The organism is Burkholderia sp. RF4-BP95 (assembly GCF_001521985.1).
Taxonomy (GTDB): Bacteria; Pseudomonadota; Gammaproteobacteria; order Burkholderiales; family Burkholderiaceae; genus Burkholderia; species Burkholderia diffusa.
In genome coordinates, this window is sequence record NZ_LOSX01000047.1 from 1 (window position 1) to 23,013 (window position 23,013).

The window sequence follows — 23,013 nt, forward strand, 5'->3', positions numbered from 1 at the left end:
CTGTCCATGGCAACGACCTCCCGGGGAAAGTTCTCAGCAGCCTACTCGCTGAGAGGTGGGGGTGACCATCCCATTACAGCTCGCCGCGAAAGTTAACAGGCCCACGGGCTCTTTTTGAAACCGTCTCTTAGTTCTGCGTGAGCGGATTCAGCGTTGTGCACAGGAAACTCGTGCAGTTGCTGGCCTCGAAGTAGAAAGATGCCGTCGGCGACGGCATGCCGAGAGGGAGATCGCCGAAATACGCATTGCCCTGCGCGCCGAACGTATTCAACTGCTGGACGAAGCTCGCGCCGGTCGCCTGGACCGCGGCCGACTGGTACGTGAAAGTCGCCGACTGAGTTTGGTCCTTCATGTAGATCCACGAGAGATTGATCGCGCCAGTCGGTTGCAACGGGCCGAACTGCATCTTGCCCTTCGATCGATAGCCCTTCGCACCCTCGCTGTTGGCCTGCGTGATGAAGTCGCCGACGGTCGACGTCGGCATCACTACATCATATGTATAGGTCGCGTTCGACACGTTGTTCTTCATGTACACGTTCGCCTGTTCCGATCCCACGACCATCGGGCCCAGGAACCAGTAGCCCGACTGCCCCTCGCCGTTCGCCTGCGCGACGAACGCGTCCGGGTTCGTCGACAGGTCCGTTGTCGTGTATGTGTAGGTGGCCGACGAGCCGCCGTCCTTGCGATAGAGATAACCGTACGTGAGCGGCCCCTCGAACCGGTAGCCGCTCGCGCCTTGCGCGTTGGCCTGGCTGACAAAGCCCGTCATGCTGGTCGGCGTCGCCTGCAACTGGTAGGTGTATATCTGCGCGGCGCCGTCGTTCACGAAGATCGATTGCGAACCGCCATTGCTGGCGTCGTAGAAGTAGTCGCCGAGGTAGCGATAGCCCTTTGCGCCTTCGTTGTTGATCAGCGTCAGGAAGCTCGCCTGATCCGCCGCAGTCGGCAGTGCATCGTATCGCAGCGTCTGCGTACTGTTGCCAGAGCCGTCGCTACCCCCGATGCGACCGTTGTTGGTGGACTCTGCTCCGTTCCCGGCCTGCGCCGGGGAAGAGGAACTATCGTCGCCCCCACAGGCGGTCAGTGCCAGACAGGTCAACACGATCAATGCAATGGTCCTCACGGGGATCACCTTTTTTTGAACAGGACGGCACCGGTGCGTACGGCACGGGGATGCTTGCACTCGCAGCGCATGTAAAAGAGACGGCTTCACAAGGGCCTCGTGGGGCTGCAACTTTCGTTGCTCGCATAACCCAAGGCATTGGAACAACCGAGACCGGGTATTGCGCCACGCCGATCGCGGTTACGGCGTCGAACGACCTTTGCGAATCCATCTCTAAGGCTACAGCGACCGACCATGCTTCGTGGTCAAAGACTGTTAGATATCAGTGCCGATTGAGGCGGGTCGGCGAACGCATGAGCGCATCCGGCTTCCGGCCCGGTCCGGTCACGCTCGCGACGGTCACCCCAGCTCGAAAGACGTCACCCCGAACACGCGGTCGATCGCAATCGCGGGCGCTTCCTTCGTATACATCCGCGCGGTCTCGAACACGCTCGACATGCCGTGACGTTCCGCCAGCGCGACGGCTGCGGGGTTCGTTTCCGGCACGTCGAGCACGATCACCTCGCCTGGCATACGCGACGCCAGCGCACGAAACAGCCCCGTCGCGACGTCGGCGTCATCGGCAAAGAGCGGGCCGATCTTGCAGCCCGCATGGCAGCGGCGCACGACCCCGTAACCGACAACTCGTCCCCCGTCGATCGTTGCGAGCGCAACTGTATCGGGCTGCGCGATCCAGACGGAGATGAAACGCTCGCGCGCCGCCGGAAAACACTGACGATCGTAGGCGAGCAACTGCTCGAACGGCACATCGGCCGCTGCCGCCACATGTGCGCACCCGATGCCGCCCACGCGCCCCTGATAGCGGATGTTGCGATACGCGAGCCGGAACCCCGACTTCCTGTAATTCGCCTGCTGGGCAACGACACCGTCCAGGCCGATGTTTCGTTCTCCAAGATAACGCATGCCGTGCTGCCAGATGCGCATGCCGAAGCCTTTGCCGCGAAACGCCGGTTTCACGATGTAGAGACCGATGAAGCCGAAGTGTTCGTCATAAGCAACCGCCGAAAGGCAAGCGACCGGCTCGCCGCGCCAGATGCCGACGAAGAAACCGGCCGGGTCCGCTTCCCTGAAACAATGCGCGTCGTGCAGACCGGGATTCCACCCTTCCGCAGCCGCCCATTCGACCGACATGGCCACGTCACCGGCCGACATGGTGCGCACGATAAAGTCTTCGCTTCGATCCATGATTCGTCCTTGCCGCGGCGCTCGAGATTGCCGCCTCGCGTTGCGGTGAAATCATCGGGAAGATGCTGTCGATCGCGCCATCATAATCCCGGGACGGCTATCGGCGTGAACGGTCATTCCGCGCCGTCACCGGACGACGAGCGGCTCACTCGCTTCCCGCCGCCCCCTGCTGCTTCTGCAATCTCGCCGGCAAGCGCCAGTTCCCGCTACGCCGCAACCCGTCGACGAACTTCGCGCGCTCGTCCGGCGTCAGCGTCGCCGCGAAATCGACGACACTGCGCTCGACTTGCCCTCGCAACGCGCTATCGGCCGCACGCGTCCGTTCGAGCGCCGCATCGATCGCCGGCCGATCAAGCTGCGGCGCGGCCAGCAGATCGAGCACCGTGATCCGCCCGTCACGCCCTTCCCGCGCGAAATCCCGAGCGTCCTTGCGTGCCGCCTTCAGCGCCGCCGCGAACGCCCGCTGACGCGCATCCGACAATCCGTCCGCGGCAAACCGCAACGCCGTGCGCTGTCCGGGCATTCCCGTTCCATGCAGGTCAGGATGCGTCGAGAACCACTGATACGCGCCGCCGCCAATCGCGCCGAGCATGAACACGTTCAGCACGACCGACCCGACGAGCACGAATTTCCAGCCGCGTTCGCTCATTCGTCGCCTCCGTCGATGCTCGGGCCGCCGAACGTCGTCGTCAGGTAGCCCGGTTCGTGTTGCGCGATCGGTGCGCTGCCGAGCATCAGCATCGACACGGCCACCGCGCCCGCCAGCGCGCCGGCCAGCCCGACACCCGCGAACGCCGCGCCCGACCACCACACCCGGCCCCGACGCCGCGCACGTCGAGGCGCCGGCGCCGACGCGACGATGCGTTCGACGAGTGCCGGCGTCGGCGGCGCGACCGTGTCCTGCATGAGCCAGGCATCGAGCTCGGCGGCATCGTCGAGCGCCTCCAGCGCGTCACGCGGATGCGCTTGCGCCCACGCTTCGGCCGCCGCGCGTTCGTCTTGCGGCCAGCGCCGCGCATCCGAGCCGTACGCGGCGACGATGGTACGGAATCGTTCGGGTGTCATCGCTTGTCCTCGCTAGGTGGGTCGCCGGCCAATTGCGCGCGCAGGTTGCGCCTTGCGCGCGCGAGCAGGCTTTCCAGCGCATCGACGGTGATGCCCATCAGGTTGGCCGCTTCAACGTTCGACATGTCCTGATAGTACTGGAGCACGAGCGCTTCCCGCTGCCTCGGCGGCAACGCGGCGAGCGCCTCGCGCACGCGCGCGTCGCGCGAGCGCAATTCCGCGTGCGCGGCCGGCTCGGGTTGCGGGTCGGGCACGTCGGGCACCGTGTCGACCGGCTCCTCGCGCCGTCCGCGCAAACGGTCGTAGCACAGGTTCAGCACGACGCGATGCAGCCACGTGTCGAAGCGCGCTTCGCCATCCCGCCAGCGCGGCGCATGATTCCAGATCCGCAGGAAGGTTTCCTGCGCAACGTCTTCGGCTTCGGTCCGGTCGCCGAGCATGCGCGTCGCGAGCGCGAGCAAGCGCGGCAGCTTGCGTGCGACGAGCGCACGCACGGCCGACGCGTCGCGCGCGCCCACCCGCGCGACGAGTTCCGCGTCCGGATCGGCATCGCTCAACGCAGGCCGCTCCGCGATGCGCGGTGCGAACGCCGCATGCTGCCGGCGGTTGCGCCCGTTGTCCGGCTGAAGCTCATCGTCGTGCTCTCCTTGCAGGCATCGGACCGGCACATCGGCGACACGTGATGCGCCACGCCGGGGATCGGCCCGGTCGATTTCACCGAGATCCGGTTCGAACGGCATATCGATCCTGTCGATCGCCCACCGACCGGCGCGATCAATATACGACGACCGGCGCAGGCCGGTAATACACCGGACGCGCCGGCACCACGACGCAGCCGGCCAGCACGACGGCCGCGGCTGTCAGGACAAGTATGGTTCGAAAAGGCATGACTCAGCCGATGAGGTTGTGTGGAAATTCCGCCGCACGGGCAGGCACTGCGCGCCGCGCGGCGCCCTGCGCGTTACGCCCAGTGGCCCGGTACCCAGCGCCAGTTGGGGCCGCGCGCGGCCCATTGTCCGGGCACCCAGTGATAGCCGGCACGTACCACTTGCCAGTGCCCCGGAATCCACACGTAGCGGCCCTGCCGCCAGTGCCAGTGGCCTTGATCCCAGACGTAGCCCGCGCGCGGCGCCGGCATCACTTCGACGCGCGGCGGCGGCGGTGCGACCGGTGCGACGATGACGGCCTGCGCGAATGCGGCGGACGTCGCCAGCGCGGCCACGCATCCCGTGGCAAACCGTAATGAAATGGAAAGTTTCATGCAAGACTCCGAAGCATCGTTTCCCGGCCGGAGGTGGCCGTTCGTTCGTTAAACGACGCATGCGGAAAAAATCCGTCGCGACACACGCAAATAAATTTCTGCCGCGCCGGCAACGCCGCGCGCGCCATCGACGCATCGGGCTCGCGCATCGATTACCGTCTGTCACAACCCGGCAAAACTGCCCTCCGACAATGCGTGTCACCGGGATCCCGCTCGTTTCCGGCCCACGCCCCCGACGCGCTCGCGCACGGCCGGGCGGTTCCGCATCTCGCGTGTCATTCAACGAAAATACGATCATGTCGAACCAGGAAAACCTCCCCGCCGAGTCGAACGAGCCGGCCGCTTCCGTATCGCGTCGCGGCTTCCTGAAACTGGCCGGCGTTTCCGGCCTCGCCACCGCCGCGGGCGGGCTGGCGGCCGCCCGCGCCGCCGCGTCGAATCCGGACGGCACGCCCGAGCAGGTGCACCTGACGTGGGGCAGCGACCCGACATCGGAAGTCGCGATCTCGTGGGCGTCGCTCGCACCGGCCGTCAATCCGCGCGCGCGGATCGTCGCCGACGGCGAACCGGCACGCACCGTGCACGGCGTGCAGCGCCTATACACCGACGGCCTGAACGGCGAAACCGTGTTCACGTACCACGCACGCGTGCACGGCCTGAAGCCGAACACGCGCTACCGCTATGAACTGACGGCCGACAACGACAGCAACGCCGCGCAGCCGTTTGCCGCGACCTTCACGACCGCGCCGCGCGGGCGCGCGCCGTTCCGCTTCACGAGCTACGGCGACCTCGCGACGCCGAACGGCGCGTGGGTGCTGTCGTCGCCGCAAAGCCGCTTCGCGGTGCAGGCCGTCGAGCAGTTCCAGCCGCTGTTCCACCTGCTGAACGGCGACCTCTGCTACGCGAACCTGAACCCCGCGCATCAGCCGGAGGTGTGGCGCGATTTCGGCAACAACAACCAGACGTCGGCCGCGAACCGCCCGTGGATGCCATGCCCCGGCAATCACGAGATCGAATTCAACAACGGCCCGCAGGGGCTCGACTCGTATCTCGCGCGCTACACGCTCCCGGAGAACGGCACGCGCTTTCCGGGCCGCTGGTACAGCTTCCGCGTGAGCTCGGTGCTGTTCATCTCGCTCGACGCCGACGACGTCGTCTACCAGGATGCGGCCGCATTCGTCGGCGGCCCGAATCCGCTCGTGCCGGCCGCGAGCACCGGCCGCGCGCCGATCGAACCGGGCACGTCGTTCTACGTACGCGGCTACAGCAACGGCGAGCAGACGCGCTGGCTCGAGCACACGCTGCGTCACGCGTCGCACGACGACGACATCGACTGGATCGTCGTGCAGATGCACCAGGACGCGCTGAGTTCGTCGAAGACGGGCAACGGCTCGGACAAGGGCATTCGCGAGGCATGGCTGCCGCTGTTCGACCGCTATGGCGTCGACCTCGTGCTGTGCGGTCACGATCACGACTACGAGCGCAGCTACCCGGTGCGCGGCTGCAATCACCGTGCGGGCGTCGATGCCTCGACCGGCGAAGTCGTCGAGACGCTGCAGCCGCGTCCGGTCGGGTCGACCGATCCGAGCAGCACGACGTTCGACACGAGCCACGGCACGATCCACCTGATTCTCGGCGGCGGCGGCACCAGTGCGCCGCTCGACGTGTACGGCGAAAACCCGGCGACCGGCTTTGCACAGGCCAAGGTCTTCACGAAGCCGAACCGGCCGGTGCCGGGCACCTCGCCGAACACGTTCGTGCGCAAGCCGGCCGATGCGCTCGAGGATGCGATCTGGTCCGCACGCCGCGATACGGGCACGGGCTACGGGATCGCCGTGTTCGACCACGATCCGGGCCAGCCGGGCGGCCACACGACGATCACGATGCGCTATTACCACGCGCCGGGCGCGGATCAGCACCCGACCGCGCAGTACGAGCTGTTCGAGACGATCGAGCTGAGCAAGAAACGCCGCGAGCGCTGAAGTGACGGCCGCCCGCGGCGCGCGATCGCGCGGCGGGCGGTCGAGGTTGGGGTCGGCTCATGCGGGACATCGCGCGCAACGCGCGCCGTCCGCTTACCGGTATGGCGAATGGGCGGTGGCCTGCTTCACGCGAATCGGCTGCATCCGTTCGCCATCCGAAGGTTGCGTGCGCATCGGTACGTCGATTGCGTCCGCAAGCCGTTCAACCGGCTAGCCGCGCGATTCCAGCGCGATACGCACGGCCAGTCCGGCCAGCACGGTCCCCATCAACCAGCGCTGCACGCGCGCCCAGACCGGCCGATCGGCAAGAAACGCCGCGATCGCACCGGCCATGCTCGCGATCAGCGCGTTGACGCTGACGCTGACCGCGATCTGCACGCAGCCCAGTGCCAGCGATTGCGCGAGCACGCTGCCGTGCCCCGGCGAAATGAACTGCGGCAGCAGCGACAGATACATCACCGCGATCTTCGGGTTCGCGAGGTTGGTGACGAAACCCATCGTGAAGAGCCGCGCGCCGCTGTCGTGCGGCAATTGCCGGACCTGAAACGCCGAGCGCCCGCCCGGCTTGAGCGCCTGCCACGCGAGATACGACAGGTACAGCGCGCCGGAGAAACGCAGCGCGTCATACGCATACGGCATGGTCAGCACCAGCGCGGTGATGCCGAATGCCGCGCAGAACATGTAGAACACGAACCCCAGCGCGACGCCGCCGAGCGACACCAGCCCCGCGCGGCGGCCCTGGCAGATCGAGCGCGAGATCAGGTAGATCATGTTCGGGCCGGGCGTCAGGACCATGCCGAGCGACACGAGTCCGAAAGCGATCAGGGTGGGCAAGGCCGGCACGGCGGTCTCCTTCGAGGCAGTGAAGTCAGGGCGAGTGACACACAATATATTGCATGTCGACATCTGCCGGCATGAATAAACTGCAAGTCGCCCATGCGCGCGCTTCATCGCTTCATCGCCTCATCGCGCCGCCGATGCGCTACCTTCCCTTTTTCGTGCGCGCCTGAATCGCCTTTCCCGCCTTCGCGCGCTGGGCGTCGACCAGCTTCACGAAGGCGTCTGCGACCGCGTTGCCGGTCGCGTTCCACGACAGCCGCACGGAACGGTGCAGCCTGGGCGACAGCGCCAGCACCTGGCCGCCGAACCGGGTGTAGGTGAGCGTGATGCGCGGGACGATCGACACGCCCATTCCCGCCTCCGCCATCGACAGGATGGTCCGCATCTCGACCACGTTGAACGCGGCGCGAAGCGACGCACCGTTGCGCGCGAAGTAGTCCGCGATGAGCGGCCCGCACCCCGCCTTCGAGAAAATGAACGGCGTCGCTGACAACCGTTTCGCGGATATGCTCTTGCGGCCGTCGAACATGCCGTCCGCCGCCACCGCGACGAAATCCTCGTCGAGCAACGGCAGATTGTTCGCGAAGGTCTTCGTGCCCGCGACCACGCCGACGTCGGCGGTGCCGTCATCGAGCCATCCTTCGACCTCCGCGTCCGTGCCTTCGAGCAGTACCGCCGTCACGCCCTCATGCGCCGCCTTCAACGCCTCGAGCGCGGGCACGACGAATGCGAGCGAAACACTCGGCAGCGACGCGACCACCAGACACCCTTCGAGCTTGCCGCGCGACAGGCCGAACTGCTGGCGCAGCGTCTGTGCCTCGCGAACCACGTTCTGCACGTACGGCCACAGGCGTTCGCCGGCGGCAGTCAGGACGACCGGTTGGCGGTCGCGCAACAGCAGCTTGACCTCGGTGATGTCCTCCAGTTCGGTCAACGCATGACTGATCGCGGATTGACTGCGACTGAGCCGCTCGGCCGCGGCCGTCAGCGAGCCGAGTTCGACCACGGCCGCCAGGGCCTGCAACTGCGCAAGCGTCATTTCGCCTCCTTGTTTCGGTCCATGTATTTTTCACATGATAGGGCCGTGCATCATGAATTGCATCGAATCGCCTCAACGACCTTCGACGAACGCGCGCCCTCGACCACGCCCGATGCCACGCGCCGCGCTCGGGTAAGATTCAGCCTCGAACCGTGTCGAATGCCGACGGCGGACGATGCACCGGGGCGACTGGTTCGACCCAAAACCATACAACCGCGTGCGCCACCGCACGCACCGGCAACGGGTGCCGTCGACCGTCCCGCCGCCGCTCATGTCCCGACCTGCTCCCGATGACTCATCTCGATCTGACTGAAGGTGTATTGGTGTCCAGCCTGCACGGGCTCGCGCTGCTCGACCTGATCGGCATCGCGGTCGCACTGCTGCTCGGCGGGATGGTCAAGGGAATCACGGGCATTGGCGTTCCGCTGGTGGCGATGCCGATCCTGAGCCAGTTCCTGCCGATCCGTCACGCGGTGCTGCTGCTGTCGATGCCGATCATCCTCGGCAACATTCCGCAGGCGCTGGAAGGCGGCGAGGTGCTGGCGACCGCGCGCAAGATCGCCGCACCGATCGCGGGCACCGTGCTCGGCAACGTCGTCGGCGTCGCGATTCTCCTGTCGCTGAACGCGGGCCACGCACAGGCCGCGTCGGGCGCGCTGCTGATCGTCGCCGCGGCGCTGATGCTGAGCGCGCCGAAACTGAACCTGCCCGAGGCATGGCAAAAGCCGGTCGGGTTCACGCTCGGGTTCGGCGCGGCGCTGATGGAAAGCATCGCGTCGGTGCCGGGGCCGCTGCTCGCCACCTACCTGATTTCATCCGGCGCGACCGGCCGCGCGTTCACGAAGCAGATCGCGATCATCCTCGTGGTGTCGATCGTCACGCTGATCACGACGTTCAGCGGCGCCGCCCACGCGAGCGCCGCCGACCTCGCGATTTCCGCCGCGGCAAGCCTGCCCGCCATCGCCGGCATGTGGCTCGTTCGCCCGCTGCGGGACAAGATGTCGCCGCGCGTATTCCGGATGGTCGTCCTGCTGTTCGTGCTCGTGGCCGCGTCCCAGATGATCTGGAAGTCGGGCGTCTTCCGGCACGCGGCCTCGCCCGTCGCACCGGTCGACAGCCCGCACGCGAACGCGAAATGACGCCGGCCGCCCGCTGGCCCGGTCACGGTCCGTTCCCCCCTTCGGCCCCGATCCCCAAGACGCGTTAGACTGTCCCGATGGAACAATGCCGTTATTGCCAGAGAATCCGCGATGAATGGGATTGCCACGGGGACGAATGCCGCCGGGCAATCGCGAAGGCCCTGCGCCGGCAGCGCGCGGGCCTGCCGATGGTGCCCGATCGCATCCGCAACGAGCTGCCGTCCGGCGCGCCGACCCAGCAGGTGATCGCCGTCCTGTCGCGTCAGCGCCTGCGGGCCCGCCGCGGCAACGAGGAACGCCGCGAGCGCAAGGAAATCGACGACGCCGACGGCGTCTGATCGCGCAAGACCCCCGATCCCGCCCCGACGGCCGTGCGCCGCGCATCGTGTCATCCGCCCGCCATCGGTTTGCCATTCCCGCAACGCCGGACGGGGACGGATCGAATTTCCGCGGCGATTATTACCTCGGCCGCAACGATCTTTCGTCGGAATCCACGTTTACCCTGAATCGGCTGACGCCTACGATGTAATCAATCGCTTACGACATGGTGTCGCCGGCGAACTCAATAGAACATCGGAGGTCATCATGAAATCGCTCGTTTCCGCAGTCGTTGCCGCTGTTGCCCTGTCCGCTTCGTTCGGCGCATTCGCCCAAAGCACCGTGACCCGCGCACAAGTGCGCAACGAACTCGTCCAGCTCGAAAGCGCCGGCTACAAGCCGAGCCAGTCGAGCCCGTACTACCCGGCCGACATCCAGGCCGCGCAAGCGCGCGTGCACGCCGCCGACGCCAGCGGCTACGGCGCGCAACCGGCCCCGGTCGTCCAGGGCGGCGCACCGGCAGTCAAGGTGCAGAACGCGCGCGACTCGGTCTACTTCGGCCACTAAGCCCGCCGCTGCGCGCATCGCGCAGTCCGCCCGGTTCCGACGAGCCCGTCCCGTGACGGGCTCGTCGCGTTTGCGCGGCACGCAGGGCCGGCCCGTCGTCAGCCGCTGCCGCCCACCGCCACGCGGGCGCCCGCATCCGCGCCGATGCCGCCGCCCAGCAATTCCTGGTAACGCACGTACGCGCATTGCGCGGACGCCTTCGCCGCATACATCGCCGCGTCGGCCTTGACCAGCAGCTCCTCGGCCGACGCGCCATCGGCCGGATATTCGCTGACGCCGATGCTCGCGCCCACGGCCAGGTGACGTTCGCCGAACTCCAGCTCCTCGGCCATCACGATCTGGATACGCGACGCGATATCGCCGATCACCTCGGGCGATCGCACGTCCGAAATCAGCACGATGAATTCGTCGCCGCCGAGCCGCGCGGCCATGTCGCCGCTACGCAGCACGAGGCTCAGCCGTTTCGCGACCGCGACGAGCGTGCGATCGCCGGCCGCGTGCCCGTGCTGGTCGTTGATCTGCTTGAAGCGGTCGAGATCGACGAACATCACCGCCAGCCCCTCGCGCACCGCCGCCGCATGCCGGATCGCGGCCTCGAGATGCTCCATGAACAACAGGCGGTTCGGCAGCCCGGTCAACGGATCGTGGCCGGCCAGGTGCGTGAGCTCCAGTTGCTTCGCGCGCAGCATCGCGACCTGCGTGCGGATCTCGACGCGCATGCTGTCGAAACAGCGCGCCAGCACGCCGATCTCGTCGGCCCGCGCAACGGGCAATCGTTCGGCGGCCGGATCGTCGAACACGTGGGTCGCCGCGCGCGCGAGCATCTGCAACGGACGCGTGATCGCGCGCGCGAACAGGATCGCGAGAATCACCGCCGCCAGGCTCATCAGGAACACCATCCGGATGATCCGTTCGCCGAGCATCCCGGCCGGCGCCAGCACGTCCGTGAGCGGACGCGCCATGCCGAGGACAACGAAGCGGTTGCCCTCGTTGTTGCCGAACGGCGTGCGCACGAACGCGAGCATCTCGCCCGGTACGTCGTCGGGCTGCGCGAGACCGTTGAGCGTCACGTTCGTGCGCGTCCCGGCGAACAGCAGCCGCGTGCCGGGAAAGCGGTCCTGCATCAGCACGCGCCGGCCGCGATCGAAGCCGAAGGTCTGCGACGGATCGGGATGCACGAGGAAGTCGCCCCACTCGTTCGCGAGGAACACCGCATAGTCTTGCGGCAGGTCGCGCTCGAGCCGATCGAACATGCGCGACAGCTCGACGTCGACGACCAGCGCGCCGACCACCACGTCGGCCTGGTCGACGACCGGCGTGCCCACGCGCAGAATCGGCAGCCCTTCGGCCGCATGCGCGCCGGTCTCGTGATTGATCACGATCGGCGACAGGTAGATATGACCGGGTGCCGTCGCGAGCGTATCGAATACATAGGAAAACTGTCCTTTCTCCTGGAATGCACTCTCCGGCAGCACGACGATGCCGCGCGCGTCGCGATCGACGCGAATCCGCTCGAGCCCGAAATCGCCGCGCGCGATCAGCCGGATCTGCAGGTACTCGGGGTGGTTCTTCATGAAGCTGACATACACCTGCTCGAGCCGCGAGCGCGGCGCAGGATCGGTGCCCTCGCCGCTCGCGACGCTCGCCGCGGACGGCAATTGCGCGAGCACGAGCGCATCGTCGGCCACGTCGGACAGCGCGGTCGTGAAGCGCTGTCCGAGCAATTGCGTCGACATCAGCAGGTTGTGCTGTGCTTCCTGCACGAGCATCGTCCGGTTCGCGCGGTAGGTGGAGTAGCCGGTCGTGCCGGACGCGATCACGCCGATGCACGCGAACAGCACCGACAGCTTCGACGTGAGCCCGAGCCTGATCATTTGTCGAACCGCTCCGGCCGGTCGCCCGACACGATGCGGCTCCACAGCGACTCGCGCCGCGCGATGTCCTCGACCGGCTGGATCCACACGAGGTGCCGGTTGCCGGACTCGAGACCGGGTGGCGGCTCGAGAGTATTCGCGAGCCCCTGGCGTTCGGTCAGCAGCGCGCCGATCGCCGGTTCGAGCATGTAGTTGATCCATGCGAACGCGAGTTCGCGATGCTCCGCGCCGCGCGTGACGCCCCAGCAGTCGAGCCACGCGAGCGCGCCTTCGTCCGGAATCACGTAGCCGACGTCCGCACCGGCGCGACGCAGTTGTTCGACCTGCTGCGTGCCGTAGTTGCCGAACATCAGCGCCGCGTGATGCTGGACGAACAGCGCGGTCGCTTCTTCCGGAAGCGTGTAATACGTGAGCAGGTTGCGTCGCAGGTCGACCAGCTTGTGCGCGACGGCAAGCGTTTGCGCGGGCGACAGGTGAAAGGGGTCGGGGTAGCGGAGTGCGAGTGCGGTGAACGAAAAATTATGCTGCGCGCTGTTGAAGTCGAGCACCTTGCCGCGGTAGCGCGGATTCCACAGTTCCAGCATCGAGCGCGGCGCGGCGGGCACCTGCCTGCGATCGTAGATCAGTCCCATCGACGAATATGTGAACGGAATCGCATAGGTCGAGCCGTTGTGCACGAGTCCGCCGATCGTCGCGAGCTGCTGGAAATTCGGTTGTTGCCGCCGACGGTTGGGGACCTGTGACAGGTCGATCGGTATGAGCAGGCCGTCGCGCGCATAGCGCTGGATCTCTGCCGTGTTGGCCGCGAGTAGGTCGTACGGCGGCGGCGACGCGCTGTGCATTCGCGTCCACAACGCTTCGTCGGAATCGACGAACGTCACTTCGACGCGTACGTGGAATTGCGTCTCAAACGCATTGACGACATCGTTGTCCGCGTAGCCGGGCCATGCAAGGACGCGCAGGACGTTGTCGTTGACGGTCTCGGGAGAAGCCGCGCACGCGGGCAGGCCCTGCAAGCCCAGCGTCAGGATGACAAACCAACGGCATACGGCCCGGCGCGCACGCCGACGCGCGCCGATTCCCCTGATCAATCGGTCCTCGCCCGCATTCCCCGTATGCATTCGACTGGCCTTTTTTAAGTCGATGCTTGAGCTTGCAACAAGACCACAAAAAATATCGCCGCGCAATTGGAACAAGCCGCACGCACACCGCGTCCGCGCGCGAAGAATCCTCAGGTGATAGGCATGACTCGACGCGTGCCGCGCGCGGTTGCAGCCACGCGGCACACGAGTGAACGCCGCGATCACGCGCGACGGATGCGCACGCATCGGCATCGCCACGACGGCGCGACGGCGCGATGGCGCCCGCCCGTCGCACTTTTCTTTTCGGGCCGCTCGTCGGACAATGTCCCGCCTCCGCCGCGCGCGGCGCCGCACCGGCCCGCGCGCGGCGCACGCATGCTCCACCCGCGCACATGAAACGCTACGAAACCCTCGCCCATACGATCGCCGACGAAATCCGCAACGGCAACCTCGCGGTCGGCACGCGCCTGCCGTCGCTGCGCCAGATCATCGCGCAGCATGGCGTGAGCCAGTCGACGGTGTTTCGCGCGTACTACCTGCTCGAACAGTGGGGGCTGATCCGCGCACGCGAACGCTCCGGCTATTACGTCGCGCCGGGCGCGAGCCCGGCGGCGCACCCACCCGCGAAACGCCGCGCGAACCGCGCCGGCGCCACGCGCAAGGTCGACATCAGCGATCTCGTGTTCTCGGTGCTCGACGCCGCGACGCAACCCGGCATCGTGCCGCTCGGCTCCGCGTTCCCCGCGCCGCAGCTGTTTCCGCTGCCGCGCCTCGCGAAATCGCTCGCGCAGGCGACGCGGCTCGTCAGCCCGTGGAGCACGGTCGTCGACCTGCCGCCGGGCAACGAGGCGCTGCGCCAGCAGATCGCGCGGCGCTATCTGGCAACCGGCGTCGCGCAACCCGTCGACGAGATCGTCGTCACGAACGGCGCGCTGGAAGCGCTGAACCTGTGCCTGATGGCCGTCACGCGGCCCGGCGACGTCGTCGCGGTCGAATCGCCCGGCTTCTATGCGGCGCTGCAGGCGATCGAGCGGCTCGACCTGCGCGCGGTCGAGATTCCCGTCGATCCGCGCACGGGCCTCGATCTCGATGCGCTCGCGAACGCGCTCGACCGGCACGACATCCGCGCGTGCTGGTTCATGACCAATTTCCAGAATCCGACCGGTGTCACGCTGTCGCTCGACAAGAAGCGCGCGCTCGTGGAGATGCTTGCCGCGCGCGAGGTGCCGCTGATCGAGGACGACGTGTACGGCGAGCTGCATTTCGGCCCTGACTATCCGCTGCCCGCGCGCGCCTTCGACAGGCACGGTCTCGTGATGCACTGCAGTTCGTTCTCGAAGACGCTCGCGCCGGGCTACCGGATCGGCTGGGCCGCCGCCGGCCGGTTCGCGGAAAAAGTGCAGCGGCTCAAGCTGATGACCACGCTGTCGGCGAGCATCCCCGCACAAGCCGGCATCGCGAACTATCTGGAGCACGGCGGCTACGATCGTCATCTGCGCAAGCTGCGCGGCGCGCTGCAGACGCAGCTCGCCCGCATGGACGACGCGCTGCGGCGCTGGCTGCCGGACGGCGTCGAGTGGGTGCGGCCGGACGGCGGATATTTCCTGTGGCTGTCGTTTCCCGATGCGATCGACGCGATGGAACTGCATCGCCAGGCGATCGCGCGCGGCATCAGCTTCGCGCCGGGGCCGCTGTTCTCGGCCGCGCACGGCTTCGAGCGCTGCGTGCGCGTGAACTTCGGCCATCCGTGGAGCCGCGACATCGAACGCGCGATCCGCGTGCTTGGCGAACTGGTCGCCGAGCCCGCTGTACGCAAGGCCGGTTGAGCCCGCACGCAGGCGGCCGCCGCCGTGCAGCCGACGCACGCACGGGTTACAGTGCACCTCTCTTCGCTCCCTCGACCCATCTCATGAGCGCATTGCCGTACCTCGATCACGCCGCGCTGCTGACGCTCGCCGCCGAAGCCGCCGGCGTCACGCAGCCGTGCACCTGTACTAAGACCCCGCTTGCCGGTTGGACGAGCCTGCCGCTGTCGCTGCAGGACACGCAACTCGTCGAAGTGGCGACGCTCGCGCCGCCCGACGACCCCGAGCCGACCTACGACGAATTCCATCCGGACGGCACGCGCTACTGGTCCGACCGCGCGCCGATCGCGCCGCGCCACTTTCCGTACAACCGTTGCAACGTCGGCCGCTGCGTGTCGTGCGGGCGGCTGTTCCTGCGCTACCAGGAAGGCGGCGGCTACTTCATCGACCAGCGCATCCGCGCGCTCGATCCGGCCTTGATCGTCGACGCGCAAGCGCAAGCCTGAACCCGACGGGGGCATGCGCAACGCATGCCCGACGGCGGCCGACGCATCGCCGATCTGCTGCGCCCTTTTCGTCCCGATCTGCTGCTTGTCCCGCCGCCCCGCGTTCCCTACGCTGTCTCCGGTTGCCCGACACCCGTCGCAACGTCCCCTTCCGAGCGGCGCGCGCCCTGCACCGCCGCTCCTCTCGCGTATCACGTCATGTACCGATATACCGATTTCGACCGGGCGCTCGTGCACAGCCGCGCCGCCCAGTTCCGCGACCAGCTCGAACGCTGGCAGCACGGCACGCTGAGCGAGGACGCGTTCCGGCCGTTGCGCCTGCAGAACGGCTGGTACGTGCAGCGCCACGCGCCGATGCTGCGCGTGGCCGTGCCGTACGGCGAACTGTCGAGCGCGCAGCTTCGCGTGCTGGCCCGGATCGCACGCGACTACGACGTGCCCGACGACGCCACCTATCGCGCCGCCCGCGACGCGCAGGCGCTGCTCGGCACGCTGCGCCTGCCGATCCGCAACGCGCACTTCACGACCCGCACCAACGTGCAGTTCAACTGGATTCCGCTCGCGAAGGCGGCCGACGTGATGGACCTGCTCGCGACCGTCGACATGCACGGGATCCAGACGAGCGGTAATTGCATCCGCAACATTTCGTGCGACGAGCGCGCGGGCGTCGCGCCGGACGAGATCGCCGATCCGCGTCCGTTCGCCGAAGTGATGCGCCAGTGGACGACGCTGCATCCGGAATTCGCGTTCCTGCCGCGCAAGTTCAAGATCGCGATCACGGGCGCGGCCGAGGACCGTGCGGCAACCGACTGGCACGACGTCGGGCTGAAACTCGTGCGCAACGACGCGGGCGAACTCGGCTTTCGCGTGAGCGCCGGCGGCGGCATGGGCCGCACGCCGCTGATCGCGACGCTGCTGCGCGCGTTCCTGCCGTGGCAGCACGTGATGAACTACATCGAGGCGATCGTCCGCGTCTACAACCGCTACGGACGGCGCGACAACAAGTACAAGGCACGCATCAAGATCCTCGTGAAGAGCGAGGGCCAGCGCTACATCGACGACGTCGAGGAAGAGTTTCGCCAGATCGTCGAGCATGACGGCGGTCCGCACACGATCCCGCAGGCCGAATTCGACCGCATCGCGGCATCGTTCGAGCCGCCGCGCATCGCGCCGCGCACGCTCGACCTGCAGGATGCCGAAGCGCGCATGGCCGCGCACGCCGGTCGCCATCCGGCCTTCGCGCGGTGGCTGGCGCGCAACGTCGCCGCGCACCGCGACCCGGCGCTGAGGATCGTCACGCTGTCGTTCAAGCGCCGCCTGCAGGCGCCCGGCGACGCGTCGCCCGAGCAGCTCGACGCGCTCGCCGAACTCGCCGACCGCTTCTCGGCCGGCGAAGCGCGCGTCACGCATACGCAGAACGTGGTGCTGCCGTGGGTGCACGTCGACGACCTGTTCCTGCTGTGGGAACACGCGCGCGCAATCGGTCTCGCCAGCGCGAACGTCGGACTCCTGACCGACATGATCGCGTGCCCGGGCGGCGATTTCTGCGCGCTTGCGAACGCGCGCTCGATTCCGATCGCCGACGCGATCGCCGAACGATTCCAGGATCTCGACATGCTGCACGACGTCGGCGACATCGACCTGCACATCAGCGGCTGCATCAACTCGTGCGGCCACCATCACAGCGGGCACATCGGCATCCTCGGCGTCGACAAGGACGGCGCCGAGTGGTACCAGGTGACGCTCGGCGGCTCGGACGGTTCGAGCGCGAGCGGCCCCGCGCGGCCGGGCAAGGTGATCGGCCCATCGTTCTCGGCGGACGAGATCGTCGATGTCGTGGACGCGCTCGTCAACGTCTATCTCGACGCGCGGCTCGACGCCGACGGCCGCGGCGAACGATTCATCGACACGGTGCGCCGCATCGGCGTCGAGCCCTTCAAGGTTGCGGCAAACGACGCACGTCACCAGGCGGAGCACGCATGAACGCGACCGACCCAAACACCCACGCACGCATCCGGCTGCTGACGCCGGCCGAACACGCCGACGACACGCACTCGCCCGACACGGCGACGCTCACGACCCTGACGATCGGCAACGACGAGGAACTGGCGCCGCTCGCGGAGCGGATCGCGCAGGCCGCGCGCATCGACCTGCACTTCCCGTCCTTCACCGACGGCCGCGCATACAGCCAGGCGTATCTGCTGCGCAAGCGCTTCGGCTTCGCCGGCGACCTGCGCGCGACGGGCGACGTGCTGATCGACCAGTTGCTGCTGATGGAACGCACCGGGTTTTCGAGCGCGGTGCTCGGCGCCGATGCCGATCTCGCGGCCGCGCGCCGGCAGCTCGACCGGTTTCCCGGCTTCTATCAGCGCGACGCGAGAACGGTAGCGCCGCGGCAGGACGCGGCGACGCAGACGGCGCAATGAAAACGGGCGGCCCGCAGGCCGCCCGTCCGATGAACGACAACCGCGCCCGCCGCGAAGCGGGCGCCGGCGTTCAGCGCGCCGCCACCGGCTTGCCGAACGCGCCGAGGATCTTCTTCTCGAGCGCGATGTAGTCGTGGCCGAAGTGGTGGTCGCCGCCCGTCTTGATCACGTCGGCGCCGGTATTCGCGAGCGCCGGACACATCGTGTCCTTCTCTTCCGCGCCGTAGAAACACTGCACGAGCTGCGGCGGCACCTTCGCGATTTCCGGCGCGACCTTCATCGCCTTGTCGCTCGCCGGCATGCCGAGCCAGCCCGTCACGCGGATCTGGAAGTCCGCCGCCGGCGCGAAGCCGAGCAGCGACATCACCGCGACCTTGTCGCGCAGGTCGGCCGGCAGCCGGTTGTATGCGAACGGCATCACGTCCGCGCCGAACGAGTAGCCGACCAGCGCCACGCGGTTCGCATGCCAGCGCGCCATGTACGTGCGCATCACGCGCGCCAGGTCGCGGCTCACCTGCGCGGGCGGCTTCTCGCTCCAGAAATAGCGCAGGCTGTCGATGCCGACGACCGACACGCCGTCGCGTTGCAGCGCCTCGGCGATCGTCTTGTCGAGATCGCGCCAGCCGCCGTCGCCCGAGATCACGATCGCGAGGCGGTCGCTGCCGCCCTTGGCCGGCAGCTCGACGAGCGGCAGGTCCGACACGTCGAGCTCGTCGCTGCTGCTGGTGTCATGCAGGTGCGACGTGACGAGCGACACGAGCTTCGCGGTGTCGCCGGCCGCGGCCGTTTCGACGAAGCCCGGCATCGCGCGGCGCACGATCGTCGGATCGGGCGGGCACGGCTTGAAGCGCGCATCGAGCTTCGCCGCCGGCGCGACCGACACGACGCCGGCGATGGTGTTTTCCGGCGCCATCGACAGGATCTGCTTCGCGATCGCGCCGCCCTGGCCCATGCCCGCGACGATCGGCGTGTAATAGCGCGCCGATTGCGCGAGGCGTTCGAGCTGGTGGCTGACCGCCTCGGCGTCGCCGTCGAGGTGATGACAGGTTTCCTGCTTCGCGGCGAGGTTCGCCGCATAGCGTTCCGAATCCACGCCGACGGTCATCGCGCCCGCTTTCGCGAGTGCATCGGCCGCCTGCTGGTCGGCGGCGCCCCAGCCCCGCTCACGCGAGAACAGCACGACGAAGCCGCGCAGCGGGCCGCCCGGCTTCGTCACGGTCACGGGACCGTAGCGGCCGCCCGATACGGTTTCCGGCTGCGCCGCGAGCGCGGCGCCGGCCAACATCATTCCCGCACAGGCGAGCGCCGCCTGCGCGATACCCTTCTTCAACATCATGAACGCCGACCTCCAGCCAGCAGGGACAGATCCGCGAGCGTGACGAACACGCCGACCGAGCCCGAGGCCGCGAGATAGCGCGGCTCCCAGTGCGGCTCGAACTTGCTCTTGAATGCACGCAAGCCACGGAAGTTGTAGAAGCGGCCGCCGAAGCGCCAGACCATCAGCCCGAACCGGTGCCACGGCGACGGCATCTTCGCCGCCCCCATCCCCGAGAACGGCGCGATGCCCAGGCTCAGCTTGCGGAATCCCGCTTCCTTCAGATGCAGCGCGAGCTGCGTAAACAGATACTCCATCGCATACGGCGACGCGTCCGGCAGATGACGCATCACGCCGACCGTCGCCTCGGTGTTGAGGTCGGTCGTCATGAACGTGACGAAGGCGATCGGCTTGTCGGCCTGGCGCACGAGCATCACCGACTGCGTCGCGAGATAGCCGTCGTGGAACGCGGCCACCGAGAAACTCTTCTCGCGCGCGTCGCGGCTGTCGAGCCAGCCGTCGGAGATGTCGCGCAGCGACGGCAGCGCGGCCGGCACGTCGCACGGCGCGATCACCTCGACCGTCAGCGCGTCCTTGTCGCCGCGGCGCAGCGCATAGCGCAGGTGCGACCGGTTCGAACCCTTCAGGTCGAACCGGTCGAGCGCGATGTGGGCTTCCTCGCCGAGCTTCATCAGCGTGAGCCCGGCGTCGAGATACAGCGGCAGCGCATTCGCGCGCACCTGGTAGAACGCCGCGCGGCCGCTGTGCGCGTGCGCCAGCGCGATGAACTTGCTGATCAGCGCCGGCCATTCCTCGCGCGGCCCGACCGGGTCGTGCAGCGCGGCCCACGTGCGGCCGTTTTTCGCGTACATCAGGAACGCGCGGCGCGATTCGGAAAACAGGAACGACTTGTCGCCCATCAGCGCGAGGCCCGCATCGCTGCATTCCTGCGCGCGGATGATCTGCTCCGCGTCGACCAGGTCCTGCTCGGCGGGCTTCACGAAACGTCCGGGCGCCGGCCGCAGCAGCTGCCACAGCGCGAACATCGCGACGAACACGCCGGCCGCGAGCGTCGCGCGCAGCGCCCGCGGCGCGCGTGCGTCGAACGAGAAATGCGACCACAGATCGCGCGTGTAAGGCACGTCGCGGAACGCGAAGCACAGCACCCACACCGCGAGGATCAGCACCATCGTCACCGACACGAACCAGCTCACCGTGAAGCGCTCGGCGAGCAGCGACGAATGCCGGTTGAAGCGGCGGCGGCTGACGAGCAGCAGCACCAGCAGCGTGCCGAGCACGCCGGCCTCGACGAACGCGAGGCCCTTCGCCAGCGACAGCGCGAGGCTCGCGAGCGTCAGCGCGAAGGTCATCCACCATGCGCCGTCGAGCCGGCGCAGCAGCCCGCGCGCGACGAACAGCAACGCGACGCCCAGCACGCTGCAGATCACCTGCGAGCCTTCGAGCACCCACAACGGGACGATGTTGCGCAGGATCGCGATCCGGTACCAGAACGCAGGCGTCGCGCTCGAAATCACCAGCATGCTGCCGACCGCGAAGGTCACCAGGCTCAGGAACAGCGGCGCCAGCTGCGACACGCGCGCGGCCTGCCGCGACACGAGCCGGCGGCGCAGCGCGCGGCCCTCGAAACCGGCCAGCAGGCCGGCCGACAACACGAGCGGCACGCCGAAGTAGATCGCGCGATAGGCGATCAGCGCGGCGACCATCGCATGCGCGGGCACTTCACGGCCCAGCGTGAAGACCATCGCCGCTTCGAACACGCCGATCCCGCCCGGCGTATGGCCGATCATCCCGAGCAGCAGCGCGGCCGCGTATACGGTGATGAAGGTCGGGAGACCGACCGGCGCGGCCGGCAGCAGCACCCACAGCGTCAGGCCGGCGGCCACGACGTCGAGCACCGCATAGACCACCTGCGCGACGAGGTCGCGCCGCGCCGGAACGTCGAACGAGAGCCACTTGAAGCGCGTGACGACCGGGCGCGCGGTGTTGCCGCACATCATCGTCATCACGGCCAGCACGACGAGCAGCGCGGCGCCGCTCCACGTGAGGACGCCGGGCGCGACATGCAGCATCGCGGCGAGCGTCTGCGGCACGCAGACCATGCCGACCGCCGTCATCAGCACCAGCGCGAGCGCGAGCGTGCCGCTCGTGAATACCGTCATGCGGCCGATCTGCGCCGGCGTGACGCCCGACACGCCGTACACGCGCGCGCGCACGGCGCCGCCCGTCAGCGCGCCGAAGCCGGTCGCGTTGCCGAGCGCGGACCCGGCGATCGCGCCGATCCACAACGCGACGCGCGGCACCTTCGCGGCGACATAGCGCAGGCCGACCGCGTCGCGGGCGACGAGCGCGAGATAGCTGAGGGCCGTCGCGGCCAGCGACGCGCCCCACTCTTCGGCGGACATGTGACGCAACTCGCGGATCACCGACCGGTAGTCGACGGATTCCGACAGGTGCTGGAAAACCACGATCAGCAGCAGCCCGATGCCGAGCGCGAGCAGCGGCGACAGCACGCGTTCGTTGCGGATCAGCGCCCGGACACGGGCGATCACCGCCGCGGCGCGGCCGGGCGAACCAGGGTGGCGGGAAGACATAGGTTGTTCAGTGGTGGTGCATAGCGAGTCGCGGCGCGGGTTGGCCCGGCGGCGACATATCGGGTTGTTCTGCGTGGGCGGTCGGCCGAAGACGGAGGCAGGCGGCGCCTGGATCAGAACTTACGAGTATACGGAATTTATATTACAGAATCTTTCAAGTTCGGATTGTGCGGTTTTGTGGCACGCGAGGCGCATCAATACCGCATCAAAATCGTGGGTTCGACACACGCAAGGTGCGCATGATACCGGGAACCGACCGGGTTTTCTCATCAGATGAATGACTTGTGATGCATTTGGGAGAAATTCTCCGGCCCGGCCGGGCGAGCGAGGGCAAAACCGCGACCGGGCGCGGGTTTCAGCGAATAGGGACGGATCGTCGCGCCGCGCCCTTCGTCACTTCGTCACTTCGTCACTTCGCCCGCTCGTGCGCCGCGAGCCCGATCGCCTTGTAGTCGTAGGTCGGATAGAACTCCGTCCGGTACGCGCCCCAGGCCGTGTCCTCGAGCACGCGATTGACCTCCCGCACCCGCGACGCCGGCAACCGCAGCACGACGATCTGCCCGATTCCCATCGCTACCGTCCAGCTCACCACCTCGACGCCCGGCGGCGGAAACGCCTTGTAGAACCCCTGTTTCGCGAGCTGCGCGTTCAGCTCGGCGAGCGGGCGCGACTGGTCGTGCTTCAGGAAGACCGTCAAGAGCACCGCGTTGTCGGGCGTCGCGGCGGCCGTGCCGGCCGGTACCGTCGACGTCTGCCCGACGGCCGGCGCGCCGCAGAATGCGGCCGCGGCCAGCGATGCGACGATCGCAAGGGTTCGAAGCGGGTGATTCCGGCGTGCCGTCATGACGCGACTCCGTGGCTGCATGGATGACGC

The 23,013-nt window shown here is 67.7% G+C and carries 21 protein-coding genes; 8 read left to right on the plus strand and 13 right to left on the minus strand.

Annotated elements, in window-relative coordinates:
* Positions 1 to 127 precede the first annotated feature (127 nt).
* The 6 genes from WS46_RS17350 to WS46_RS17375 all read right to left on the minus strand — a co-directional run bounded on the left by WS46_RS17350 (position 128) and on the right by WS46_RS17375 (position 4,634).
* A complete protein-coding gene (locus WS46_RS17350; protein WP_059691239.1) occupies positions 128 to 1,123 on the minus strand; it encodes a hypothetical protein in 996 nt (331 codons plus the stop codon).
* Between the two features lie 339 nt (positions 1,124 to 1,462).
* Entirely contained in the window at positions 1,463 to 2,308 is an 846-nt protein-coding gene (locus WS46_RS17355) for a GNAT family N-acetyltransferase (RefSeq protein WP_059691240.1), read from the minus strand.
* Between the two features lie 145 nt (positions 2,309 to 2,453).
* Positions 2,454 to 2,957, minus strand: a complete 504-nt coding sequence (locus WS46_RS17360) for a periplasmic heavy metal sensor (RefSeq protein WP_059691241.1) — start codon at positions 2,955 to 2,957, stop codon at positions 2,454 to 2,456.
* Positions 2,954 to 3,373 (minus strand): hypothetical protein, encoded by a 420-nt coding sequence (locus WS46_RS17365; RefSeq protein ID WP_059537616.1) that lies wholly within the window; start codon positions 3,371 to 3,373, stop codon positions 2,954 to 2,956. The genes WS46_RS17360 and WS46_RS17365 overlap by 4 nt, the downstream gene beginning before the upstream one ends.
* Entirely contained in the window at positions 3,370 to 4,113 is a 744-nt protein-coding gene (locus WS46_RS17370) for an RNA polymerase sigma factor (RefSeq protein WP_082721801.1), read from the minus strand. The genes WS46_RS17365 and WS46_RS17370 overlap by 4 nt, the downstream gene beginning before the upstream one ends.
* Positions 4,114 to 4,334: 221 nt before the next feature.
* The gene (locus tag WS46_RS17375; RefSeq protein ID WP_059691242.1) at positions 4,335 to 4,634 is read right to left on the minus strand and encodes a YXWGXW repeat-containing protein; all 300 of its coding nucleotides are present in this window, start codon (positions 4,632 to 4,634) and stop codon (positions 4,335 to 4,337) included.
* A gap of 296 nt (positions 4,635 to 4,930) precedes the next feature.
* Here WS46_RS17375 and WS46_RS17380 point away from each other — a divergent pair, with 296 nt between their 5' ends.
* Complete coding sequence (locus tag WS46_RS17380) at positions 4,931 to 6,616, plus strand: metallophosphoesterase family protein (RefSeq protein WP_059691243.1); 1,686 nt, start codon at positions 4,931 to 4,933, stop codon at positions 6,614 to 6,616.
* Positions 6,617 to 6,826: 210 nt separating this feature from the next.
* Here WS46_RS17380 and WS46_RS17385 read toward each other — a convergent pair whose 3' ends face one another.
* Both WS46_RS17385 and WS46_RS17390 read right to left on the minus strand, forming a co-directional pair.
* A complete protein-coding gene (locus WS46_RS17385; protein ID WP_059691244.1) occupies positions 6,827 to 7,459 on the minus strand; it encodes a LysE family translocator in 633 nt (210 codons plus the stop codon).
* A gap of 139 nt (positions 7,460 to 7,598) precedes the next feature.
* Positions 7,599 to 8,495 carry a LysR family transcriptional regulator gene (locus tag WS46_RS17390; RefSeq protein WP_059691245.1) on the minus strand — a complete coding sequence of 299 codons (897 nt, stop codon included), beginning with the start codon at positions 8,493 to 8,495 and terminating at the stop codon, positions 7,599 to 7,601.
* A gap of 290 nt (positions 8,496 to 8,785) precedes the next feature.
* Between WS46_RS17390 and WS46_RS17395 the strand changes: the two genes are divergently transcribed.
* The 3 genes from WS46_RS17395 (at position 8,786) to WS46_RS17405 (ending at position 10,519) form a co-directional block, all read left to right on the plus strand.
* Entirely contained in the window at positions 8,786 to 9,634 is an 849-nt protein-coding gene (locus WS46_RS17395) for a sulfite exporter TauE/SafE family protein (protein WP_059691246.1), read from the plus strand.
* 77 nt (positions 9,635 to 9,711) lie between these two features.
* Positions 9,712 to 9,972, plus strand: coding sequence for a hypothetical protein (locus tag WS46_RS17400; RefSeq protein WP_006760082.1), 261 nt, complete (start codon positions 9,712 to 9,714; stop codon positions 9,970 to 9,972).
* Between the two features lie 247 nt (positions 9,973 to 10,219).
* Positions 10,220 to 10,519, plus strand: a complete 300-nt coding sequence (locus WS46_RS17405; RefSeq protein WP_059537592.1) for a DUF4148 domain-containing protein — start codon at positions 10,220 to 10,222, stop codon at positions 10,517 to 10,519.
* A 98-nt stretch (positions 10,520 to 10,617) separates the two neighbouring features.
* Here the strand turns inward: WS46_RS17405 and WS46_RS17410 are convergent, their stop codons facing one another.
* Positions 10,618 to 12,393 carry a diguanylate cyclase domain-containing protein gene (locus tag WS46_RS17410; RefSeq protein ID WP_059691247.1) on the minus strand — a complete coding sequence of 592 codons (1,776 nt, stop codon included), beginning with the start codon at positions 12,391 to 12,393 and terminating at the stop codon, positions 10,618 to 10,620.
* Positions 12,390 to 13,514 (minus strand): extracellular solute-binding protein, encoded by a 1,125-nt coding sequence (locus WS46_RS17415; protein WP_059691248.1) that lies wholly within the window; start codon positions 13,512 to 13,514, stop codon positions 12,390 to 12,392. Before WS46_RS17415 ends, WS46_RS17410 begins: the two co-directional genes overlap by 4 nt.
* A 353-nt stretch (positions 13,515 to 13,867) precedes the next feature.
* Here WS46_RS17415 and WS46_RS17420 point away from each other — a divergent pair, with 353 nt between their 5' ends.
* The 4 genes from WS46_RS17420 to WS46_RS17435 all read left to right on the plus strand — a co-directional run bounded on the left by WS46_RS17420 (position 13,868) and on the right by WS46_RS17435 (position 18,212).
* The gene (locus WS46_RS17420; RefSeq protein ID WP_059691249.1) at positions 13,868 to 15,301 is read left to right on the plus strand and encodes a PLP-dependent aminotransferase family protein; all 1,434 of its coding nucleotides are present in this window, start codon (positions 13,868 to 13,870) and stop codon (positions 15,299 to 15,301) included.
* Positions 15,302 to 15,384: 83 nt separating this feature from the next.
* The gene (locus tag WS46_RS17425) at positions 15,385 to 15,786 is read left to right on the plus strand and encodes a hypothetical protein (RefSeq protein WP_059537578.1); all 402 of its coding nucleotides are present in this window, start codon (positions 15,385 to 15,387) and stop codon (positions 15,784 to 15,786) included.
* Positions 15,787 to 15,984: 198 nt separating this feature from the next.
* Positions 15,985 to 17,769 (plus strand): nitrite/sulfite reductase, encoded by a 1,785-nt coding sequence (locus tag WS46_RS17430; RefSeq protein WP_059691250.1) that lies wholly within the window; start codon positions 15,985 to 15,987, stop codon positions 17,767 to 17,769.
* Positions 17,766 to 18,212, plus strand: a complete 447-nt coding sequence (locus WS46_RS17435) for a DUF934 domain-containing protein (RefSeq protein WP_059691251.1) — start codon at positions 17,766 to 17,768, stop codon at positions 18,210 to 18,212. Before WS46_RS17430 ends, WS46_RS17435 begins: the two co-directional genes overlap by 4 nt.
* Before the next feature lie 70 nt (positions 18,213 to 18,282).
* Here the strand turns inward: WS46_RS17435 and WS46_RS17440 are convergent, their stop codons facing one another.
* The 3 genes from WS46_RS17440 to WS46_RS17450 all read right to left on the minus strand — a co-directional run bounded on the left by WS46_RS17440 (position 18,283) and on the right by WS46_RS17450 (position 22,983).
* Positions 18,283 to 19,548: a virulence factor family protein gene (locus WS46_RS17440; protein ID WP_059691252.1), complete on the minus strand. Its 1,266-nt coding sequence runs from the start codon at positions 19,546 to 19,548 to the stop codon at positions 18,283 to 18,285.
* On the minus strand, positions 19,545 to 22,139 hold the full coding sequence (gene mprF / locus WS46_RS17445) for a bifunctional lysylphosphatidylglycerol flippase/synthetase MprF (RefSeq protein ID WP_059691253.1): 2,595 nt from the start codon (positions 22,137 to 22,139) through the stop codon (positions 19,545 to 19,547). The genes WS46_RS17440 and mprF overlap by 4 nt, the downstream gene beginning before the upstream one ends.
* Positions 22,140 to 22,548: 409 nt before the next feature.
* Positions 22,549 to 22,983: a hypothetical protein gene (locus tag WS46_RS17450; protein WP_059537561.1), complete on the minus strand. Its 435-nt coding sequence runs from the start codon at positions 22,981 to 22,983 to the stop codon at positions 22,549 to 22,551.
* Positions 22,984 to 23,013 lie beyond the last annotated feature (30 nt).

Excerpts from the sequence above, each read along its gene's own strand:
- WS46_RS17355 (WP_059691240.1), bottom strand. The coding sequence starts at position 2,308 with ATGGATCGAAGCGAAGACTTTATCGTGCGCACCATGTCGGCCGGTGAC.
- WS46_RS17360 (WP_059691241.1), bottom strand. The coding sequence starts at position 2,957 with ATGAGCGAACGCGGCTGGAAATTCGTGCTCGTCGGGTCGGTCGTGCTG.
- WS46_RS17365 (WP_059537616.1), bottom strand. The coding sequence starts at position 3,373 with ATGACACCCGAACGATTCCGTACCATCGTCGCCGCGTACGGCTCGGAT.
- WS46_RS17370 (WP_082721801.1), bottom strand. The coding sequence starts at position 4,113 with ATGCCGTTCGAACCGGATCTCGGTGAAATCGACCGGGCCGATCCCCGG.
- WS46_RS17375 (WP_059691242.1), bottom strand. The coding sequence starts at position 4,634 with ATGAAACTTTCCATTTCATTACGGTTTGCCACGGGATGCGTGGCCGCG.
- WS46_RS17380 (WP_059691243.1), top strand. The coding sequence starts at position 4,931 with ATGTCGAACCAGGAAAACCTCCCCGCCGAGTCGAACGAGCCGGCCGCT.
- WS46_RS17390 (WP_059691245.1), bottom strand. The coding sequence starts at position 8,495 with ATGACGCTTGCGCAGTTGCAGGCCCTGGCGGCCGTGGTCGAACTCGGC.
- WS46_RS17395 (WP_059691246.1), top strand. The coding sequence starts at position 8,786 with ATGACTCATCTCGATCTGACTGAAGGTGTATTGGTGTCCAGCCTGCAC.
- WS46_RS17400 (WP_006760082.1), top strand. The coding sequence starts at position 9,712 with ATGGAACAATGCCGTTATTGCCAGAGAATCCGCGATGAATGGGATTGC.
- WS46_RS17405 (WP_059537592.1), top strand. The coding sequence starts at position 10,220 with ATGAAATCGCTCGTTTCCGCAGTCGTTGCCGCTGTTGCCCTGTCCGCT.
- WS46_RS17410 (WP_059691247.1), bottom strand. The coding sequence starts at position 12,393 with ATGATCAGGCTCGGGCTCACGTCGAAGCTGTCGGTGCTGTTCGCGTGC.
- WS46_RS17415 (WP_059691248.1), bottom strand. The coding sequence starts at position 13,514 with ATGCATACGGGGAATGCGGGCGAGGACCGATTGATCAGGGGAATCGGC.
- WS46_RS17420 (WP_059691249.1), top strand. The coding sequence starts at position 13,868 with ATGAAACGCTACGAAACCCTCGCCCATACGATCGCCGACGAAATCCGC.
- WS46_RS17425 (WP_059537578.1), top strand. The coding sequence starts at position 15,385 with ATGAGCGCATTGCCGTACCTCGATCACGCCGCGCTGCTGACGCTCGCC.
- WS46_RS17430 (WP_059691250.1), top strand. The coding sequence starts at position 15,985 with ATGTACCGATATACCGATTTCGACCGGGCGCTCGTGCACAGCCGCGCC.
- WS46_RS17435 (WP_059691251.1), top strand. The coding sequence starts at position 17,766 with ATGAACGCGACCGACCCAAACACCCACGCACGCATCCGGCTGCTGACG.
- WS46_RS17440 (WP_059691252.1), bottom strand. The coding sequence starts at position 19,548 with ATGATGTTGAAGAAGGGTATCGCGCAGGCGGCGCTCGCCTGTGCGGGA.
- mprF (WP_059691253.1), bottom strand. The coding sequence starts at position 22,139 with ATGTCTTCCCGCCACCCTGGTTCGCCCGGCCGCGCCGCGGCGGTGATC.
- WS46_RS17450 (WP_059537561.1), bottom strand. The coding sequence starts at position 22,983 with ATGACGGCACGCCGGAATCACCCGCTTCGAACCCTTGCGATCGTCGCA.